We start from the raw sequence: 18,233 nt of genomic DNA on the forward strand, positions 1-18,233 counted from the left end.
GCTCCGCCTCCCATTAACCGTTATTCAACCGCTATCAAATATGGGTACAACGGCTGTCCGCCCGGATGCACCTCGAGTTCGGCCTCTGGAAATGTCCGTGCAACCCACTTCGCCAGTTCGTTCGTTTCCTCCGCCAGGGAGCCTTCGCCCGTCAGGATGGTCACGAGCTCGCCTCCATCCTCCATCATGCGCGACAGCAGCGTCCGGCATGCATCCTGCAGGCTCGCCGACGCCGAAACGATTTCTTTATCCATAATGCCGATATAGTCGCCATTCCGGATCGACAGTCCGTCCATCTGCGTGTCGCGGACCGCGAGCGTGACCTGGCCGGACAGCACCGATTCCGCCGCCTGCTTCATGCGCTCGATATTGCGTTCGGGCGATTCAGCCTCGTTAAACGCCAGCAATGCGGCCATGCCTTGCGGAATCGTCCGCGTGGGCACGACCGTCACGTTCCGTTCGCTGAGCTCGGCCGCCTGCTGCGCCGCCAAAATAATGTTGGAATTGTTCGGCAGCAAATAGATATGCTCGGCGCTAAGCGAGCCGATGGCCTGGACGAAATCCTCCGTGCTCGGATTCATCGTCTGCCCGCCGGACAGCACGATATCGGCCTCATTATCGCGGAAAATGTTGGAGATGCCTTCGCCCATCGCGACAGCCACAATCCCGTAAGGCGCGTACTCGTGCACCTGCTCCGGCGGCACGCCCTGAACCGGGGCCCCGCCCGTCAGCACCACGGGCGCCGCGAGCCCGGTTTCCGCCAGGGCGGCATACGGCGAAAGCGGCGCATGCCGCCCCTCGTCCGCCGTCTCGTCGTAGACGGTGCCGTCGTGTTCGAGCAGATCGCGATGCTGCTCCCGCATGTTCAGAATGCGGATGTCCGTCAGCTCGCCGTACGGAAGCGCCATATTCAGCACATCGCCCGGCTTGCGGGAATGGACATGCACCTTGATGATTTCGTCGTCCGCAATGACGACGATCGAATCGCCGTCCTTGGCGAGGGCGCGCTTGAACCAGCTCTCGTCGAACTTCATCGGCGACGGCTTGCCCAGCGTCCGATTAATGAAAAATTCCATATCGTACAGGAATTCGATCGATTCCGTCGCAAGGCGCGATTGCGCCGAGCGGGCGGAAGCGGCGGCCGTCCCGGGTGCCGGCGGCGGCTGAACCGCCGCGGCTCCCGCGTCCCGTCCTGCCGCAGCCGGGCGCGAGAATGCTGCCGGGGGCGTATAGTCGGCGCCTGCCGTCCCCGACAGGCATTGAACGAAGCCTTCATAGATGCAGAGGAGGCCCTGCCCGCCGGAATCGACGACGCCGACCTGCTTCAGAACCGGAAGCATGTCCGGCGTCCTAAGCAGCGTCTCCCGCGCTTTGGCCGTCACTTCTTTCATGAGCGCTTCCACATCGGGCATGCGCCGGGCGATATGTACCGCGTGCTTCGCCGCTTCCCGGGCGACCGTCAGTATCGTGCCCTCAACCGGCTTGACGACCGACTTGTACGCCGTGTCGACACCTAGCTGCAGCGCCGCCGCGAACTGGACGGGGCCGGCTTCTTCCAGTCCCGCCACGCTTCGCGAGAAGCCGCGGAACAGCTGCGACAGGATGACGCCCGAGTTGCCCCGGGCACCCATCAGCAAACCTTTTGAAAGCGCTTCTGCCGCTTTGCCCAATGAGGCGGACGGACGGCTTTGCAGCTCGCTCGCGCCCGATTTCATCGTTAAATTCATATTCGTTCCCGTGTCGCCGTCAGGCACAGGGAAAACATTCAGGGCGTTTATCCGCTCCGCATTGCGTTCCAACACAGCCGCGCCCAGGAGCGCCATTTGCATAAAATCCGTTCCGTTCAACAAGCGCTTGCTCAAAGGAGACCCCCCTACCGAGATACACGTACGCCTTGGACGAAAATATGGACCTGATCCGCTTGGAGACCTACCACATCATTCAACACATACTTGACCTTGGACTGAATATTGTGCGCGACTTCCGATATTTTGGTTCCGTAGCTGACGATGATATACAGATCAATGTGCAGTTGTTCGTTTTCCCGGCGCACTTCGACACCGCGCGAAAGATTTTCACGGCCGAGCAGTTCGGCGATCCCGTCCTTCAGCTGCTTGCGCGAAGCCATTCCGACTAGTCCAAAACACTCCATGGCGGCAGATCCGGCGATGACCGATATGACATTGTCTGTAACAAATACGTTTCCTAGCTCCGTGTTAAACTGCAACGGCATGGGTGCTCACTCCTTGCGTAAAGGTTGTCGGACTACCATAATTATATGTTCCGCGCCTTAATAACTCAAATAAAATTAAGGCAATTCGGTCGATTACTCTACAAAATCTTTAATTTTCGCCTTTCTGCGCTCATTTTGGGCCGCCTGCGGGTCCGTTGCGCACGCTTTCCGGCCGGCGCGCCGTCTTTTATTCCCTTTATGCGATTCGGACCTCCATCCGGAATGACGGTGTATGAAAGTGGGATGAAAAGTGGTGGTGGATTTTCGCCTCAGGCTGTGCTAAACTATTCGAGTGTGTGTTTGTATGTGTCATTGAGCGGAAGCTTCTGAAGGAGGTGTATTTCATGTCTCGCAAATGTTTCGTGACGGGCAAGGCGCCCGGCAAAGGCAACCACGTTTCCCACGCCAACAACAAAAACCGCCGTACCTGGGGCGTTAACGTACAAAAGGTTCGCATCCTTGTGGACGGTAAACCGAAGCGCGTATGGGTCAGCGCCCGCGCGTTGAAATCCGGGAAACTTACCCGCGTTTAATCCGGTCTTCGCGGCCCGTGAGAAAAAGCACCTGATGCCATCAGGTGCTTTTTTCGTTTCCAGCTGCGGCAGGGCTCGGCAGGCTCTCCGTAATCCCCGATCGGCAGGCGGCCGGAGGCTGCTAGTTCTTCTGGAATGTATTTAAAATCGCTTTGACGAAACCACCCAAAAACTTCGGCAGCTTGATCGTGTAAAATTTCATGCTCCTTCCCTCCTTAGGCGCGCTCATCGGCATTTACGCGGTTCCACTCCAGTCTATACGCTCACGACAAAAATGGTTACACGAGATCCGCACTCATGTAACCATCCTATGCATAGCCGATTTGTCCTATTCCCTCGCAGTCTGTCTAAGCTCCGCAATGGCGGCGGCGCGGTCGGGGCGCGCGAATACGGCGCTGCCGGCGACGAGCACATTCGCGCCCGCTTCCTTTACCAGCCGGGCCGTTTCCTTATTGATGCCGCCGTCGACCTGGATATGGAGGCCTGACAGGCCGCGTTTGTCTGCTTTATCCCGAAGCTCGCGCAGCTTGGCCAGTACGGCCGGGATGAACGCCTGCCCGCCGAAGCCCGGATTGACCGTCATGCACAGCACCAGATCGATGTCCTCCAGCACATGCTCGACCGCCGACAGGGGCGTCGCCGGATTAAGCGCCACGCCGGCGGGGATTCCCTGCTCCTTGATCATATGGATGACGCGGTGCAGATGGACGCAGGCCTCGGCGTGCACGGTGATCCGGTCCGCGCCGGCCTTCGCGAAATCGGCGATATACCGTTCCGGCTCCTTGATCATCAGATGGACGTCGAACGGCAGCTTCGTCGCCTGCCGGACCGCGCCGACGACGACGGGTCCGAACGTAATGTTCGGCACGAAATGGCCGTCCATGATGTCCACATGAATCCAATCGCCTCCGCTCCGGTCGGCATCGGCAATTTCGTCGGCCAGCCGCCCGAAATCGGCGGACAGAATCGACGGTGCGATAATCGTCATGTCAGTACCTCCGCTTCTTCTCCTTCATTTCTCCCAGAAATTGCACATAATTGTCGTAACGGCTTTGCGCCACCTCGCCGGCTTCCAAAGCGGCGATGACGGCGCAGCCGGGCTCGTGGACGTGCGTGCAGCCGCGGAACTTGCAATCCGGCAGCAGCGCCCGGAATTCGCGGAAGCAGTAACCCAGCTCCTCGATCCCCAGTTCCTGAAAATCAAGCTGGCTGAAGCCGGGCGTGTCCGCCACGTAGCCGCCGTCGCCGATGGCGACCAACTCGCAGTGGCGCGTCGTATGCTTGCCCCGGCCAAGCCTGGAGCTGATGGCGTTCGTCTCCAGCATCAAGCCCGGCACGAGCGCGTTAAGCAGCGACGACTTCCCCACGCCCGATTGGCCGGCGAATACCGACAGGCGGCCGCGCAGACGCTCGAGCAGCGCATCCGTTCCAGCCCCCTTGCGCGAGCTGGTCACGACGATATCGTAGCCGATCGGCGCGTATATGCGCTCCACATCAGCCAGCGCCGCTCTCGCCGCGGTTTCCTCCGGCTCCGCCTCTTCCGCCAGGTCGCTTTTGCTGAGACAGAGCATGGCTTCAATGCCGGCGTGCTCGATATGCGCGAGAAACTTGTCCAGCAGCTGCAGGTTGAGCGCAGGCTCCGTGACGGAAAATACGAGAACGGCCAGCTCGATATTGGCCACCGGCGGCCTGACAAGCTCCGAGCTGCGCGGGAGCAGCTCGTCGACCGTCCCCTCTCCCGTCTCGGCAACGCTGTAAACAACCTTGTCCCCGACGAGCGGGGACAGGCCTTTTTTCTTGAATATGCCCCGCGCGCGGCATTGGATCGGGTCGCTGACCGAATCGTCCGCGCGGCCGTCGGGATAGACGTAGTAATAACCGCTTAACGCTTTAACGATCGTGCCCGTGAGCCGCTCAGTTCTCTTGCCGCTCATCGTTGCCGCCCCCGTTGTCCGCGGATTGCCCCGGCTGGTCGGCCGGCTGATCGGCCGGCGGTTGCTCCGCCGGCGGTTCGGCGGGCGGCTCTTCCGCCATGCCGGGCACCGCCGCCGGACTGCCCGCGCCGCCGCTTTTCGCCTCGTCGTACGTAACCGGGAACGAATCGGTGAACTGGCCGTCGCGGTACACGGTGACGATCGCCTCCGTATTCGGCGCGAGCACGACCTCCACCGGGAACGATTGCGTATCCGAGATCGTTTTCTTGCCCCAATCGATCTTCTCGCCGCGGGCGTCGGAATACTCGATGCGGATCTCGCTCGGCTGTCCGATCACCGCAGGGGAGATGAGAATGTTGAACGTATACTTCACCGCGTCGTCCGGCAGTCCCGAGCTGACGGTAATCGTCACCTCGCTGCCTTTGGCCACCGCATCCCCGGCCTTATATGGGAACTGGTCGATAACCGTGCCTTCCGGCGCATAGCTCGGCTCCCGCACCACGCCGGAATCGGGGCCCGGCTTCAGGCCGCTTTTCTGCAATTCGTTTAGAGCCGCCTGCTGTTTCATGCCGATAAGATTCGGCATATCGAACGTCTCCGGCCCTTTGCTGACCGTGAAAACGATCTTTTCTGCCGCCGGGTCGAACGAAGCGCCGGCTGCGACGGACTGGGCGATAATGCTGCCCGGCTCGGCATCGTCAAATACGTCCTCCCTCGATATCTGCTCCTCCTCGACCATGCCGAGATTGACGAGCGCCTCCACGGCGTCCTCATACTTGCGCCCGCCGAAATCCTGCATTTCCTCCAGCCTGGGGCCGGAGCTTACGAACAGCTTGATAAACGAACCTTCCTTGACGCGCATGTTCGTCTTGCTCTGCTCGAACACCGTATCCTTGGGCACGTCCTTCTTCTCCTCATAAACGACGGGCTCTTCCACCTTCAGCCCGGCGTCCGCGATCATTTGCCGCGCGGCGGCCTCCGTCTGGCCGACGACGTAGGGTACGTCCACTTCGTTGGTATCCATAATGCCGATAACCGTTCTTACGCCCATATATACTAGAAAAATGACAAGCAAAGTGATTAGAACCGTCACAAGCGGCTTCACCCATTTGCGTTTCGCTTCCGGCTCGTCGACCCATTTGGTCTCGACGCCGGCGACCGCCGCGGCCGTGCCGCGTGCGCCCGCAGAGGCGAGCGGCGCCGCCGCCACGCCGCGGATGGCCGGCATGGCTATTGTCTCTTCCATATCCTGCGTAAAGGCGATCTTGGGCTCGTTCAGCCTTTCGGGCTTCAGGCAGGTTTCCAGGTCCTCCAGCATTTCGCTTGCGGAATCGTACCGCTCGGAGCTGTTTTTGCGCATGGAACGGAGAATAATATTCTCCACGCTCTGCGGAATGTGCGGATTGACCTGCCGCGGCTCCTCAAAATCGTCCTGAAGATGCTTGAGCGCGACGCTGATCGGGCTTTCGCCGAGGAAAGGCAGCCTGCCCGTCAGCATCTGGTACAGCACGATGCCGAGGGAATACAGGTCCGACTTCTCGCCTGTGCTGATCCCTTTCGCATGCTCGGGGGAGAAGTAATGGACGGAACCGACGACCGAACCAGTCTGCGTGATGGTCGAAGACGTGACCGCGCGGGCGATCCCGAAATCGGTCACCTTCACCCGGCCGTTTCTGCCGATCAGAATGTTATGCGGCTTAATATCGCGGTGAATGATCTGATTCTGGTGGGCATGCTCGAGAGCGTCGCAAATCTGCACGGCGATGCGGACCGCTTCCTCCGCCTGCAGCGGGGCGCGTTCCTTGATCAGGTCGTTCAAATTGCTGCCTTCCACATATTCCATCACGATGTAGTGCGTGTCTTCCTCCTCGCCGACATCGTAGATGCTGACGACGTTCGGATGCGACAGGGAGGCCGCCGATTGGGCTTCGCGCCGGAACCGGCGGACGAATTCCTCGTCATGGCCGAACTGCTGGCGCAAAATTTTGACGGCGACTTTACGGTTCAGCAGGACGTCATGCGCCTTGTAAACGAGCGCCATGCCGCCGCTGCCGATTCGTTCGATAATTTCGTAGCGTCCGCCCAGCTCTTGTCCGATCATCCTGTCACCTCATCTTCATCGCCGGCTGCATGGTCGATCAAAAGCACGGTGACGTTATCCTCGCCCCCGGCCTGCAGCGCAAGCTCAATCAGCCGCTCCGCCTTGCCGTCGAGATCCGGCTCTTCGGCAAGCAATGCCTCCAGCATGTCGTCTTCGCCGACCATCGAATACAAGCCGTCGCTGCACAGCAGCAGCATATCGCCCGCCGTCCAGGCAAAGCCCTTGACGTCCACCTCGACGTAGCGGTCGGTTCCGAGCGCGCGGGTCAGCACATTGCGGCGCGGATGGTTGGCCGCTTCCTCCGCGCTGATCTGGCCCGACTTGGCCAGCTCATTGACGAGCGTATGGTCCTCCGTCAGCAGACGGAGCCGCCCGTCGCGGATTTTGTAGGCCCGGCTGTCGCCGATATGCCCGATAATGCCGCCGCCTTCCCAAAGCATCGCGGCCACGACCGTCGTCCCCATGTTGTGGTAACGGTCATTCTGCGACGCCATCTCGTACACAACCTCGTTCGCCTGCAATATCGCTTGCCGGATCAAGGTTTTGGCCTGCTCCGGCTCCAATGGCTCCTTATAGTCCCGCAGCGACTCGCGGAACGTGTCGACCGCCAGCTGGCTGGCGACGTCGCCGGCCTGATGGCCGCCCATGCCGTCCGCCACGATGGCGACCGCTATGCCGTTCTCCAGCTTGCCCACCCACGCACGGTCCTCGTTGACGAGCCGAATGCGCCCGATGTCACTCCGGTTTGCCGTTCTCAATGACCGTTCACCTCGCCGACTCCATATGCTTCGCACGCAGCTGTCCGCAAGCGGCGGCGATATCGTGCCCCTGCTCCCTGCGGATCGTCACGTTGATTTTCTTCCTCTCCAGAATCCGTTGAAACTCGAAAATATCCTCGCGCGGCGTGCGCACGTAATTGCGTTCCGGCACGTGGTTGACCGGTATGAGATTGACGTGGCACAGCAAGCCTTGCAGCACGTCCCCCAGCTCCTCCGCATGCTCGGGACGGTCGTTGACGCCGCCGATCAGGGCGTATTCGAACGTGACGCGGCGGCCGGTCTTCGCGATATAATAGCGAAGCGCCTCCATGACGTCGTCGAACGGAAACCGCCGGTTGACCGGCATCAGCTTCGAGCGGAGCGCATCGTTCGGCGCGTGGATCGATATCGCCAGATTGATCTGCGTATTCTCCTCGGCGAACTTGTAGATGCTCGGCACGATGCCGCTGGTCGACACCGTAATGTGCCGCTGGCCGATGTTCAGGCCTTTCTCATGGATCATAATGCGCAGAAAAGCCATCGTCGCGTCGTAGTTCTCGAACGGCTCGCCGGATCCCATGATGACGATGCTGGAGATCCGTTCGTCCGTCTTGTCCAGCAGCTGCTGGGCGGTCACGACCTGCGCGACGATTTCTCCGGCCGTCAGATTGCGCTTCAAGCCGCCGAGCGTCGACGCGCAGAACGTGCAGCCGATCCGGCAGCCGACCTGGGTCGTGACGCAGATGCTGTTGCCGTAGTTATGGCGCATGACGACCGTCTCGATCGCGTGGTTGTCATGGAGGCCGAACAAATATTTGACCGTGCCGTCCTTCGATTCCAGACGCGTGATCTCGTTAAGCGTAACGAACCGGAACCCGGCGTCCAGCTTCTCCCGCAGCGCCTTCGACAGGTTGCTCATTTGCTCGAAGGAGGTCACGCGCTTTACATACAGCCAGTCGAACAGCTGCCCCGCGCGAAACGCCGGCTCGCCGTTCTCTTTCATCCAGTCCTGCAACTGCTCCAGTGTGAAATCATATATAAAAGGTTTCGTGTCGACCGGTTCCTTTTGGTCTTTCCTTTGTTTCGTTTCGCTCATTTGTTACCACCTGTTCCGCTTTTTGGTCGGCGTCGCGCCGGTTCGAGCCCGTCATTGCCGCGCATCCTTATTTTGACCATCCATCCTGCTATTGTATCACAATCGGCTTGGATGGACTACCGGGCACGGCCGGGTCGGCGCCGGGTCGGAGGGCCGCCGCCACCGGCGACGAGCAGAAATAACGCCAATTTCCGGCATTACTTCCCCAACGGAGGCGTGGCGCGGCGCGTTTAACGCCGGATTCCGGCGTTACTCCCCACGAATGACGCGGCGCGGCGCGTTTAACGCCGGATTCCGGCGTTACATCACCACGGAGGCGTGGCGCGGCGCGTTTAATGCCGGATTCCGGCGTTACTCCCGCGAATGACGCGGCGCGGCACGTTCAACACCGCTTTCCGGCGTTACTTCCGCCGGCGCAGCCTCGCGATGAAGAACCCGTCGCTCCCGAAATGCTGCGGCAGCAGCTGCACCATGCCCGGGAACGCAGCGCCCTCCCGGATAACGCCCGCCGAGCGCAAAGCGTCCAGCACATGCGGCGGCCACTCCGGGTCCAGCTCATACCCGGCATGCCCGGCAAGGAAACGGTCGATCTGCCGCTCGTTCTCCCGCCGCTCGATCGTGCACGTGCTGTATACAAGCGTGCCTCCGGGCTTCACGAGACGGGCGGCCGCCTCCAGCAGGCGCGCCTGAAGCGCGGCGATCGCGTCGACGTCCTCCGGCGACTTCGTCCACTTGATTTCCGGCTTCCGCCGGATGACGCCGAAGCCGCTGCAGGGCGCGTCGAGCAGGACGAGGTCCATCGACGCCTCCGCATGCTTCTCCGGAAGCCCGGCCGCATCGCCGACCGTCGTCCGGATGCAGGAAAGCCCGAGCCGCTCCGCCTGAGCAGCGATCAGCTTCTCCTTGTGGGGATGGATATCGTTCGACCAGACCGTGCCTCGGTCGCCCATCAGCTCCGCCAGATGGGTCGTCTTGCCGCCGGGCGCGGCGCAGCAATCCAGCACGGTCATATCAGGCGACGGCGCCGCCGCTTCGGAGACGAGCATTGAGCTCTCGTCCTGCACCGTCCACTCGCCGTTGCGGTACTCGGTACGGTCCGCCAGATTGCCTCCGCGTGCCACGACGATGCCCGCCGGCGACAAAGGGGAAGGCGTCGCATACAAACCTTCGGCCTTCAGCCGCTCGAGAACGGCATCGCGCGCCGCCCGCAGCCGGTTGACGCGGATCGAGCCGTTCGGCGGCTCATTGCCGGCGGCGCAGATCGCTTCCGCGGTCTCCGGGCCGTAATCCGCCGCCCAGCGCTCGACCAGCCAGTCAGGGTACGAATGCTTCAGCGCGATCTCCCCCGCCGAGGACGCCCGCTCGGGCAGCGTCAATTCGCTCCTTCTGCGGTCCACATTGCGCAGCACGCCGTTCACCATGCCGGATATCCCCGCATGGCCCCGGCGTTTCGCTATGGTGACCGCTTCATTGACTGCGGCATGAGCCGGCACGCGATCCAGATAGACCAGCTGATAGACGCTCATGCGCAGCAGCGCCAGCACCCAAGGCTGCAGCCTGGCCAAGCCTTTGGCGACGAAACGCTCCAGCCAGTAATCGAGCGTGCGCCGGCGCTGCACCGTGCCGTACACCAGCTCCGTCGCCAGTCCGGCGTCGGCCCGCGACAGCTCCGCCTCGCGCAAAGCGCGGTTCAGCTCCAGGTTGCTGTAAGCTCCTTCGCGCTCGATCCGCACCAGAGCATCGAGCGCGACCTCGCGTGCCGTGCGAACACGATGTTTATCATTCGCCATCCGAAGCGCCTCCGAGCACGGTGCCTTCGGGCAGCCGCACGCCTTTCAGCCATTCGGCGGCAGGCATCGCCTTTTTGCCCGCGGGCTGCACCTCCATCACTTGAAGCACGCCTTCGCCGGTCTGCACGAACAGGCCGTCCGCGCCGGCCGCCGCCACCGTGCCCGGCTCGCCGCCGCTGCCCAGCTTGTCCGCCGCCGCCCGGCACGCCCACACCTTCAGCACCTCGCCGTTCCAATACGTGAACGCGCCGGCAAAAGGCACGAGCCCCCGCACCTGGTTGCGGATCGCCTCCGCGCTGCGCGACCAGTCGATCCGCTCGTCCTCGCGCGTGAGGTTCGGCGCATACGTCGCCTCTTCCTCATTCTGCGGCACCGCCTGCGCCGTACCGTCCGCGATCGACGGCAGCGTTCGCATGAGCAGCTCCGCGCCGGCCAAGCTAAGCTTCTCGAACAGCGTACCCGACGTATCGTCCGTTCCGATCGGCACCTCTACCCGGCTGATCATATCGCCGGTATCGAGCCCTTCCGCCATATACATGATGGTAACGCCGGTCACGCGCTCGCCGTTGATGATCGCCCGCTGAATCGGCGCGCCGCCCCGGTATTTCGGGAGCAGCGAGCCGTGCACGTTGATGCAGCCGAGCCGCGGCTGGTCCAGCACCGCCTTCGGCAAAATCTGGCCGTACGCCGCCGTCACGATCAAATCCGGCCGCAGCGCCTCAATTTCCGCGACCGCCTCCGGACTGCGCATGCGCGCCGGCTGCAATACCGGGATGCCGCGGGCGAGCGCCGCCTCCTTGACGGGAGGCGGCGTCAGCACCTTTTTCCGGCCCTTCGGCCGGTCCGGCTGGGATACGACGGCAGCGACCTCGTACCCCGCGTCAAGCAGCTTATGTAAAGAAGGAACGGCGAAACCGGGCGTTCCCATGAACACGATCCGCATCCCGCTCACTCTCCGCTTCTTCTCGATTTCGCCGACGTATCGTAAAGCTCTTCCGCGATGTCCGTGAACAGCACGCCGTTCAAATGATCGATCTCGTGCTGGAACGCCCGCGCCATGAAATCGGTCGCCTCCACCTCGAACGGCTTGCCGTCGCGGTCCAGGCCCTTCACCTTGACCCGCTGCGCACGGCGGACATCGCCGCTTATGCCGGGAATGCTCAGGCAGCCCTCCGGCCCGAGCTGCTCGCCCTCCCGCTCGACGATCTCGGGGTTCACCATCTCGATCAAGCCGGTCTCCTCGCCCACGTCCACGACGATGACCCGCTTCAGAATGCCGACCTGCGGCGCGGCGAGACCGACGCCCTCCGCGTCGTACATCGTCTCCGCCATGTCCTTCAGCAGCTTGTGCAGATTGGCGTTGAATTTGCTCACTTCCTTCGCCCGCTCCCGCAGAACGGGATCCGGGTCCTTCACGATCAGCCGAATGGCCATGATGACGTTCCCTGCCTTTGCTTTGTAGGTGATAGGGGTGCCGGACATCCGGCAAGGTTTACAGTATAACCTGCGGATCGACGTCGACGCTGAACTGCACGCCGCCGGACGAAGCGCCCTCCGTGAACGGGGCCATCGCCTTGCGCACGAGCGCCGCCGCGTCGATTCGTCCCCGATATTTTATCATACATTGAAAACGGTAGCGATCCTTCAGCCGCGGAATCGGCGACGCGACGGGTCCGAGCAGCTCCAGCGCGCGCTCTGCCCCCGCCTCGAGCGGAGCGAGCAGCCCTTCCCCGGCGGCCGCGTTGCGCAGTTCCTCCGCGAACCGTTCCCCGGTCGACACGAGCAGCGGCAACTCTTCATGCGAAAGCGTGATCAGCACCAGCCGGCAGAACGGCGGATACGACAGCACCCTGCGCTGCCGAAGCTCCTCCCGCACGAACGATTCGTAATCGTGGCGCTTCGCGGTTTGCACCGAATAATGCTCCGGTGAATAGGTCTGCACGACGACCTCTCCCGGCAGCTCGTGGCGCCCCGCCCGGCCCGCCACCTGGGTGAGCAGCTGGAACGTTTTCTCCGCAGAGCGAAAATCGGGCAAATGCAGCGACGTATCCGCCGCGATCACCCCGACCAGCGTTACATACGGAAAATCAAGCCCTTTGGCGACCATCTGCGTGCCGAGCAGCACGTCGGCCTTCCGCCGGCCGAACGCGGTCAGCAGCTTCTCGTGGGAGCCCTTCTCGGACGTCGTGTCGACATCCATCCGGATGACGCGTATGCCCGGAAAAAGCTTGGCCAGCTCCTCCTCAACCTTCTGCGTTCCCGTCCCGAAATAACGGATATGCTCGCTTGCGCAGGACGGGCACGTCTCCGGCGTCCGCTCGGCGTGCCCGCAGTAGTGGCAGCGCAGCATCCGGCTTTTCTGATGGAATGTCAGCGAGATGTCGCAGTGCGGACAGCCTGCCGTGTACCCGCAGGACCGGCACATGACGAACGTGCTGTAGCCGCGCCTGTTCAGGAGCAGCACTACCTGTTCGCCGCGCTCGAGCCGCTCGGCCAGGGCCTCGTGCAGCCTTCTGCTGAACATCGAGCGGTTGCCGGACTTCAGCTCCTCGCGCATGTCGACCACCTCGACTGCGGGCATCGGCCGACCGCCGACCCGGTCGGGCAGCGGAATAAGCTCCGCCCGCCGCGGCTTTCCGTCCGCCGCCGGCGCGCCGAAGCCGGCCGCGGCGAACGTCTCGAGCGACGGCGTCGCCGATCCGAGCACGACGACCGCGCCGTGCTGCGCCGCGCGGCGCACCGCGACGTCGCGCGCGTGGTATTTCGGGCTCTCCTCCTGCTTGTAGGACGTCTCGTGCTCCTCGTCGATGACGATCAGCCCGATCCGCTCGAACGGCGCGAACACGGCCGACCGGGCGCCGATCGCCACCTTCGCCCGCTTCTCGCGGATTTTGCGCCATTCGTCGTATCGCTCTCCGGTCGACAGGCGGCTGTGCAGCACGGCGACCGCGTCGCCGAACCGCCCCTTGAACCGCTCGACCATCTGCGGTGTCAACGCGATCTCGGGCACAAGCACGATCGCCTGCTTGCCGCCGCCCAAGCACCGCTCGATCGCCTGCAGGTAAACCTCCGTCTTACCGCTGCCCGTCACTCCCTGCAGCAGCATCGTTCTTGCCTCTCCCTCCTCAACCGCCTCGGCAATGCGCGCATAAGCGCTCTGCTGCCGCTCCGTAAGCGGCAGCGGCTGCGTCCGCACGAAGTGCCGTCCCGCATAGGGATCGCGGTCCTCCTGCACCTCTTGGATGCGGAGCAGCCCCTTGTCCGCCAGCGCCTTCACGCTCGCCGCGGACCCGCCGGTTTCCGCCAGCAGCTTCCGCAGCGGCACCGGTTGCCCGAGCTCCAGCATATGCGCGAGCATCACGCGCTGCTTAGCCGCGCGGGCGGGCATTTCCGCCAGGGCGGCTGCGGCCGCTTCCCGGTCGTCCGGCGGAAACACGGTCAGCACGCTCCGCACGGACACCCGGTTGCGCACGGACACCGTCTCGGCGAGCAGACCCTCGCGCAGCGCTTCCTTGAGCAGACCGTCCCACTCGGGAAAACGCTGCTGCAGCGCGCTCAGCTTTACCGGCGAGTGGCGTGCCACATGCCGCAGCAGCTCCTCCGGCAGACGGGGCATCAACGTCAATTGGCCGGCTTCGTCCGCCGCGGTTTCAGCGGCCGCGGCCGCTTCCACCCCGCTTTTATCGTATTCGAAGCCGTTCTCCGATATGTAAATAAATCGCTCGGCCTTGCCTTTGAGCGCCGCCGGAATCATCGCCTGCAGCGCGGTCGTCCACGTGCAGCAGTAGGTGCCGCTCATCCACCGGGCCAGCTCGATCAGATCCGGCCGCAGCGGCGGCATCGGATCGAGCAGCTCCGCGATCGGCTTCAACCGCTCGGCCTCCACTTCGGCTTGCTCGGCGAAGCCGACGACAAAGCCCTGCAGCGTTCGGCCGCCGAACGGCACCGCCACCCGGCTGCCGACCTCGATCCAGCCGCGCATCGGGGCAGGCACCGCATAGTCGAACGGCCGGTCCGTCTGCCGGCTCGGCACGTCGACAATGACGCGCGCAATCATGAGTCCGCCTCCTCCCCGTACACCGTGCCTTTTGGACCGGCGAGGCCGCCGGCACCGTCGCGCGCACCCGACGGCGCATCGGGCCGCTTGCCCGGCCGGGCGTCGAGCCGCTCGGCGACCAGCCGCATCAGCCGCAGCCCCACCTCCCTTTTGGTCAGCACGGGCCACTCCGCCGCCAGGCCGCCCTCGTCGAACAACTGCACCGCATTAGTATCGCCGTTAAACCCCGCGCCCTCGGCCGTCACGTCGTTCGCGACGATGAGGTCGCAGTTTTTGCGGCGCAGCTTGTCCATCGCGTATAAGGCGATGTCGTTCGTCTCCGCCGCGAAGCCGACAAGGAATTGGCCCGTCTTGCGCCGGCCCGCCTCCTCCAGAATGTCGGCCGTCTTCTCCAGCTCGATGACGAGCCGGCCGCCGGTTTTTTTCAGCTTCGCGTCATGCTTGACGACCGGGCGGTAGTCGGCGACGGCCGCCGCCTTCACGACGATATCCGACTCGTCGAACCGGTCCATAACCGCTTCCAGCATGTCCGCCGCCGATTCCACCGTGACCGTCCGCACGCCTTCCGGCAGCGCGCCGACGGACCGGGTCGCCACAAGCGTCACGTCGGCGCCCAGATCACGGGCGGCTTCGGCGACGGCGATCCCCATTTTCCCGGAGGAGTCGTTCGTTATATAGCGCACCGGATCGATCCGCTCGATCGTTCCGCCGGCCGTCACCAGCACCCGGCGGCCCGCCAGGCTGCCGCGCTCCTCGAAGCAGGCCTCCACAGCCCTTGCAATCTCGTCGGGCTCGGCCAATCGGCCTTTGCCGACGTAGCCGCATGCGAGCTGCCCCGTTCCAGGCTCCACGAAGCGGACTCCCCGCTGCCCGAGCAGGCGGATGTTGTCAGCCACGGCCGGATGGGCGTACATATGCACGTTCATGGCCGGCGCGACAAGCACCGGCGCGGTTGTGGCGAGCACCGTCGTGCTCAGCATATCGTCCGCCAGCCCGTGCGCCATTTTGGCCAAAATGTTCGCGGTCGCAGGGGCGATCACCACAAGGTCGGCCCGATCCGCGAGATCGATATGGGACACCGCCGAGGGGTCGCGCTCGTCGAACGTGTCCGTGTGAACATGGTGCCGGGACAGCGTCTGCAGCGTGAGCGGCGCAATGAACTTAACCGCCGATTCGGTCATGATGACGTGAACGTCCGCGCCGGCCTGCACAAGCCTGCTGCACAATGCGGCAGCCTTGTAAGCGGCAATGCCTCCCGTGATGCCGAGCACGATCGTTTTTCCCTTCAGAACGGATGCTGTCAATCCCAACGCCCCCCTTGCGGCTTTTGCCTCGCTTCTAAAAAAAGAACAACCCGCATCTTCGAGGGTTGTCGCCGTTCATTCATTCATTTTTCGCATTCGGATCCGATTCGACCTGAACCAGGTCGCCGTAGATCTCTTCCAGCGCGACGCCTACATATTTGTGCGATTTCGGGCCCTTCAGCTCCGAAGCCGTGCCGTCCCTCAGCATCCGCGCGCGCCGCGATGCCGCGACGACCAGGGAATATTTGCTGTCAACCTTCTTCATCATCTCATCAATCGACGGATATAACATCGTCTATTCACCTCGCTCAAGCTTTTGCTTTCTCAATGACCGCCTGCAGCTCCGCGTATCCATCCAGGAACCGTTCGCGGCGGCAGTGCTCCGCCGTTACGATGCTCTGAATCCGGTGGCAGGCCGCATCGATCTCGTCGTTGACGACCGCATAATCGTAATGGCGGATAAGGGCCATCTCGTCTACCGCGACCGACATGCGGTGATCGATCACCGAGGCCGTTTCCGTTCCCCGTCCCGTAATCCGCTGCTTCAACTCGTCAAGCGACGGCGGCAGCAAGAAGATAAAGACGCCCTCCGGAAATTTTTCCTTGACCTTCAACGCGCCCTGGACCTCGATTTCCAGAATGACGTCCTTGCCCTCGGCGATCGTCTTGTCGACGAAATCGCGCGGCGTGCCGTAATAGTTGCCGACGTATTCGGCATACTCGAGCAGCGCGTCCCGGGCGATCATGTCCTGGAACTGCTCCTTGCTTTTGAAAAAATAATTGATGCCGTCGATTTCGCCCTGCCGCGGCTTGCGCGTCGTCGCCGAGACGGAGTATACGAGCTCGGGCATCTTGTGCCTGAGCACCGAGCAGACGGTTCCTTTCCCGACGCCGGACGGACCGGACAATACGATTAACAGTCCCTTTGTCATGTTACGCTCCATCTTTATTCGTCGTGGTCGTCATCCTTGGTCGACAAGCGGTGCGCGACCGTCTCCGGCTGAACCGCAGACAGAATGACGTGGTCGCTGTCGGTGATGATGACGGCACGCGTGCGCCTGCCGTAAGTGGCGTCGATCAGCATGTGGCGGTCCCTTGCCTCCTGGATGATCCGCTTGATCGGCGCGGACTCCGGACTTACGATCGAGATGATCCGGTTAGCCGAAACGATGTTCCCGAAACCGATATTGATGAGTTTGATTGCCATGGCCTGGTCCCCTCCGGTCTTCCTACTGCCGATCCCTTGCCTCGCTGCTCTTAAGCATGAACAGATGATTGCTCGTACCTGCGACATATGCAGTCTATTCTTGACGAAAAAGAGAGAGAGCATACGTTCGCGCCGCACTTCGTCCATTACCCCATATTTTAATTCATTTTTCACGCAGGAACAAGAGAAAAAGCGTACGCGTCCGAAAAAGCGAGCTATGCGGCTAAACCGTCGCTTTGCGGCTCGTTTTTTCCATGACGTAATGCGTAAGCCGCACCGACATGTCGTAGAACAAAAAAGGAGTAATCAGATAAATGCCGTTGAAATGTCCGATCGCCGCGTCCAGCAGCTCCTGCGCGATCCGCACGCCTTCGGCGCGCCCCGCTTCGCCCTCCAATCCGGCCATCCGTTTGCGGACATCGTCCGACAATTGAATGCCCGGCACCTCGTTATGCAGGTATTCCGCGTTGCGGCCGCTCGCGAGCGGCATGATGCCGATGAACACCGGAACGGGCAAATGCTTCGTCATCTCCGCGATCCGCGCGATCAGCTCCGTGTCGTAGACCGGCTGCGTCATAATGTAATCGGCGCCGGATTCGATTTTGCGCTCCAGCCGCCGGATCGCTTTGTCCAAATATTTGACGTTCGGATTGAAAGCGGCGCCTACGACGAAATTCGCCTTCTGCTTCAGCGGCTTGCCGGAGAAGGCCGTCCCGTCGTTGAGCTGCTTGATCATCCGGATCATCTCGAACGACGTCAGGTCGTACACCGAGCTGGAGCCCGGCAGATCGCCGAAGCGGGCCGGATCTCCCGTTACCGCCAGCACATGGTCGATGCCGAGCGCGTCGAGCCCCATCATATGCGATTGCGTGCCGATCAGATTGCGGTCGCGGCAGGCGATATGAACGAGCGGGCGCAGTCCGATCCGCTCCTTCACGATCGCGGCCAGCGCGAGATTGCTCATCCGCGTCACGGCGAGCGAGTTGTCCGCCATCGTCACGGCGTCGGCTCCGGCGGACTTCAAGGCGGCCGCCCCGTCCATGAACTTGCGGATGTCGAGGTCGCGCGGCGGATCAAGCTCGACGATGACCGTATGGCGTTCCCGCACGAGATCGACGATCGACGGGCCGAAGCCCGTGCCCGCTCCCGCGCCGCCCGCGGCTTCCGCCGGCCGGGCTTCCCGTTCGGCGCCCTCGCGCGGCGCCGGCTCGGCGTCCGGC

The 18,233-nt window shown here is 62.6% G+C and carries 18 protein-coding genes; 1 reads left to right on the plus strand and 17 read right to left on the minus strand.

The features are described 5' to 3' along the window. Positions 1-20 precede the first annotated feature (20 nt). Together RWM61_RS13850 and RWM61_RS13855 are read right to left on the minus strand one after the other, a co-directional pair. On the minus strand, positions 21-1,823 hold the full coding sequence (locus RWM61_RS13850) for a DAK2 domain-containing protein (protein ID WP_314001776.1): 1,803 nt from the start codon (positions 1,821-1,823) through the stop codon (positions 21-23). 50 nt (positions 1,824-1,873) lie between these two features. Further along, positions 1,874-2,233, minus strand: coding sequence for an Asp23/Gls24 family envelope stress response protein (locus tag RWM61_RS13855; protein WP_314001738.1), 360 nt, complete (start codon positions 2,231-2,233; stop codon positions 1,874-1,876). Between the two features lie 344 nt (positions 2,234-2,577). Between RWM61_RS13855 and rpmB the strand changes: the two genes are divergently transcribed. Beyond that, positions 2,578-2,766, plus strand: a complete 189-nt coding sequence (gene rpmB, locus RWM61_RS13860) for a 50S ribosomal protein L28 (RefSeq protein ID WP_314001740.1) — start codon at positions 2,578-2,580, stop codon at positions 2,764-2,766. A gap of 121 nt (positions 2,767-2,887) precedes the next feature. On the opposite strand, the gene spoVM is transcribed toward rpmB, so the two are convergent. The 15 genes from spoVM to RWM61_RS13935 form a co-directional block, all read right to left on the minus strand. After that, positions 2,888-2,968, minus strand: a complete 81-nt coding sequence (gene spoVM / locus RWM61_RS13865) for a stage V sporulation protein SpoVM (protein WP_010345573.1) — start codon at positions 2,966-2,968, stop codon at positions 2,888-2,890. 126 nt (positions 2,969-3,094) lie between these two features. After that, positions 3,095-3,754, minus strand: coding sequence for a ribulose-phosphate 3-epimerase (rpe, locus tag RWM61_RS13870; RefSeq protein WP_314001743.1), 660 nt, complete (start codon positions 3,752-3,754; stop codon positions 3,095-3,097). 1 nt (position 3,755) lies between these two features. Next, positions 3,756-4,700, minus strand: coding sequence for a ribosome small subunit-dependent GTPase A (gene rsgA, locus RWM61_RS13875; RefSeq protein WP_314001745.1), 945 nt, complete (start codon positions 4,698-4,700; stop codon positions 3,756-3,758). Then, positions 4,681-6,801 carry a Stk1 family PASTA domain-containing Ser/Thr kinase gene (gene pknB, locus RWM61_RS13880; RefSeq protein ID WP_314001747.1) on the minus strand — a complete coding sequence of 707 codons (2,121 nt, stop codon included), beginning with the start codon at positions 6,799-6,801 and terminating at the stop codon, positions 4,681-4,683. Before pknB ends, rsgA begins: the two co-directional genes overlap by 20 nt. Next, entirely contained in the window at positions 6,798-7,559 is a 762-nt protein-coding gene (locus RWM61_RS13885) for a Stp1/IreP family PP2C-type Ser/Thr phosphatase (RefSeq protein ID WP_314001749.1), read from the minus strand. Before RWM61_RS13885 ends, pknB begins: the two co-directional genes overlap by 4 nt. A gap of 7 nt (positions 7,560-7,566) precedes the next feature. Then, on the minus strand, positions 7,567-8,655 hold the full coding sequence (gene rlmN / locus RWM61_RS13890) for a 23S rRNA (adenine(2503)-C(2))-methyltransferase RlmN (RefSeq protein ID WP_314001751.1): 1,089 nt from the start codon (positions 8,653-8,655) through the stop codon (positions 7,567-7,569). Between the two features lie 401 nt (positions 8,656-9,056). Beyond that, entirely contained in the window at positions 9,057-10,445 is a 1,389-nt protein-coding gene (rsmB, locus tag RWM61_RS13895; protein WP_314001753.1) for a 16S rRNA (cytosine(967)-C(5))-methyltransferase RsmB, read from the minus strand. Further along, on the minus strand, positions 10,435-11,388 hold the full coding sequence (gene fmt / locus RWM61_RS13900) for a methionyl-tRNA formyltransferase (protein WP_314001755.1): 954 nt from the start codon (positions 11,386-11,388) through the stop codon (positions 10,435-10,437). Before fmt ends, rsmB begins: the two co-directional genes overlap by 11 nt. A 5-nt stretch (positions 11,389-11,393) precedes the next feature. Beyond that, positions 11,394-11,879, minus strand: coding sequence for a peptide deformylase (def, locus tag RWM61_RS13905; RefSeq protein WP_314001757.1), 486 nt, complete (start codon positions 11,877-11,879; stop codon positions 11,394-11,396). Between the two features lie 58 nt (positions 11,880-11,937). Next, complete coding sequence (gene priA / locus RWM61_RS13910) at positions 11,938-14,502, minus strand: primosomal protein N' (protein ID WP_314001759.1); 2,565 nt, start codon at positions 14,500-14,502, stop codon at positions 11,938-11,940. After that, positions 14,499-15,806 (minus strand): bifunctional phosphopantothenoylcysteine decarboxylase/phosphopantothenate--cysteine ligase CoaBC, encoded by a 1,308-nt coding sequence (gene coaBC, locus RWM61_RS13915; protein WP_314001761.1) that lies wholly within the window; start codon positions 15,804-15,806, stop codon positions 14,499-14,501. Before coaBC ends, priA begins: the two co-directional genes overlap by 4 nt. 79 nt (positions 15,807-15,885) lie before the next feature. Further along, entirely contained in the window at positions 15,886-16,098 is a 213-nt protein-coding gene (gene rpoZ, locus RWM61_RS13920) for a DNA-directed RNA polymerase subunit omega (protein ID WP_314001763.1), read from the minus strand. A 16-nt stretch (positions 16,099-16,114) separates the two neighbouring features. Then, positions 16,115-16,738 (minus strand): guanylate kinase, encoded by a 624-nt coding sequence (gene gmk, locus RWM61_RS13925; RefSeq protein ID WP_314001766.1) that lies wholly within the window; start codon positions 16,736-16,738, stop codon positions 16,115-16,117. Between the two features lie 14 nt (positions 16,739-16,752). Next, a complete protein-coding gene (remA, locus tag RWM61_RS13930) occupies positions 16,753-17,013 on the minus strand; it encodes an extracellular matrix/biofilm regulator RemA (protein ID WP_020615370.1) in 261 nt (86 codons plus the stop codon). A gap of 223 nt (positions 17,014-17,236) precedes the next feature. Beyond that, positions 17,237-18,233: methylenetetrahydrofolate reductase (locus tag RWM61_RS13935; RefSeq protein ID WP_314001774.1), on the minus strand; the 997-nt coding region annotated here is incomplete at its 5' end.

The sequence above is a fragment of the uncultured Paenibacillus sp. genome, assembly GCF_963515335.1.
Taxonomy (GTDB): domain Bacteria; phylum Bacillota; class Bacilli; order Paenibacillales; family Paenibacillaceae; genus Paenibacillus_I.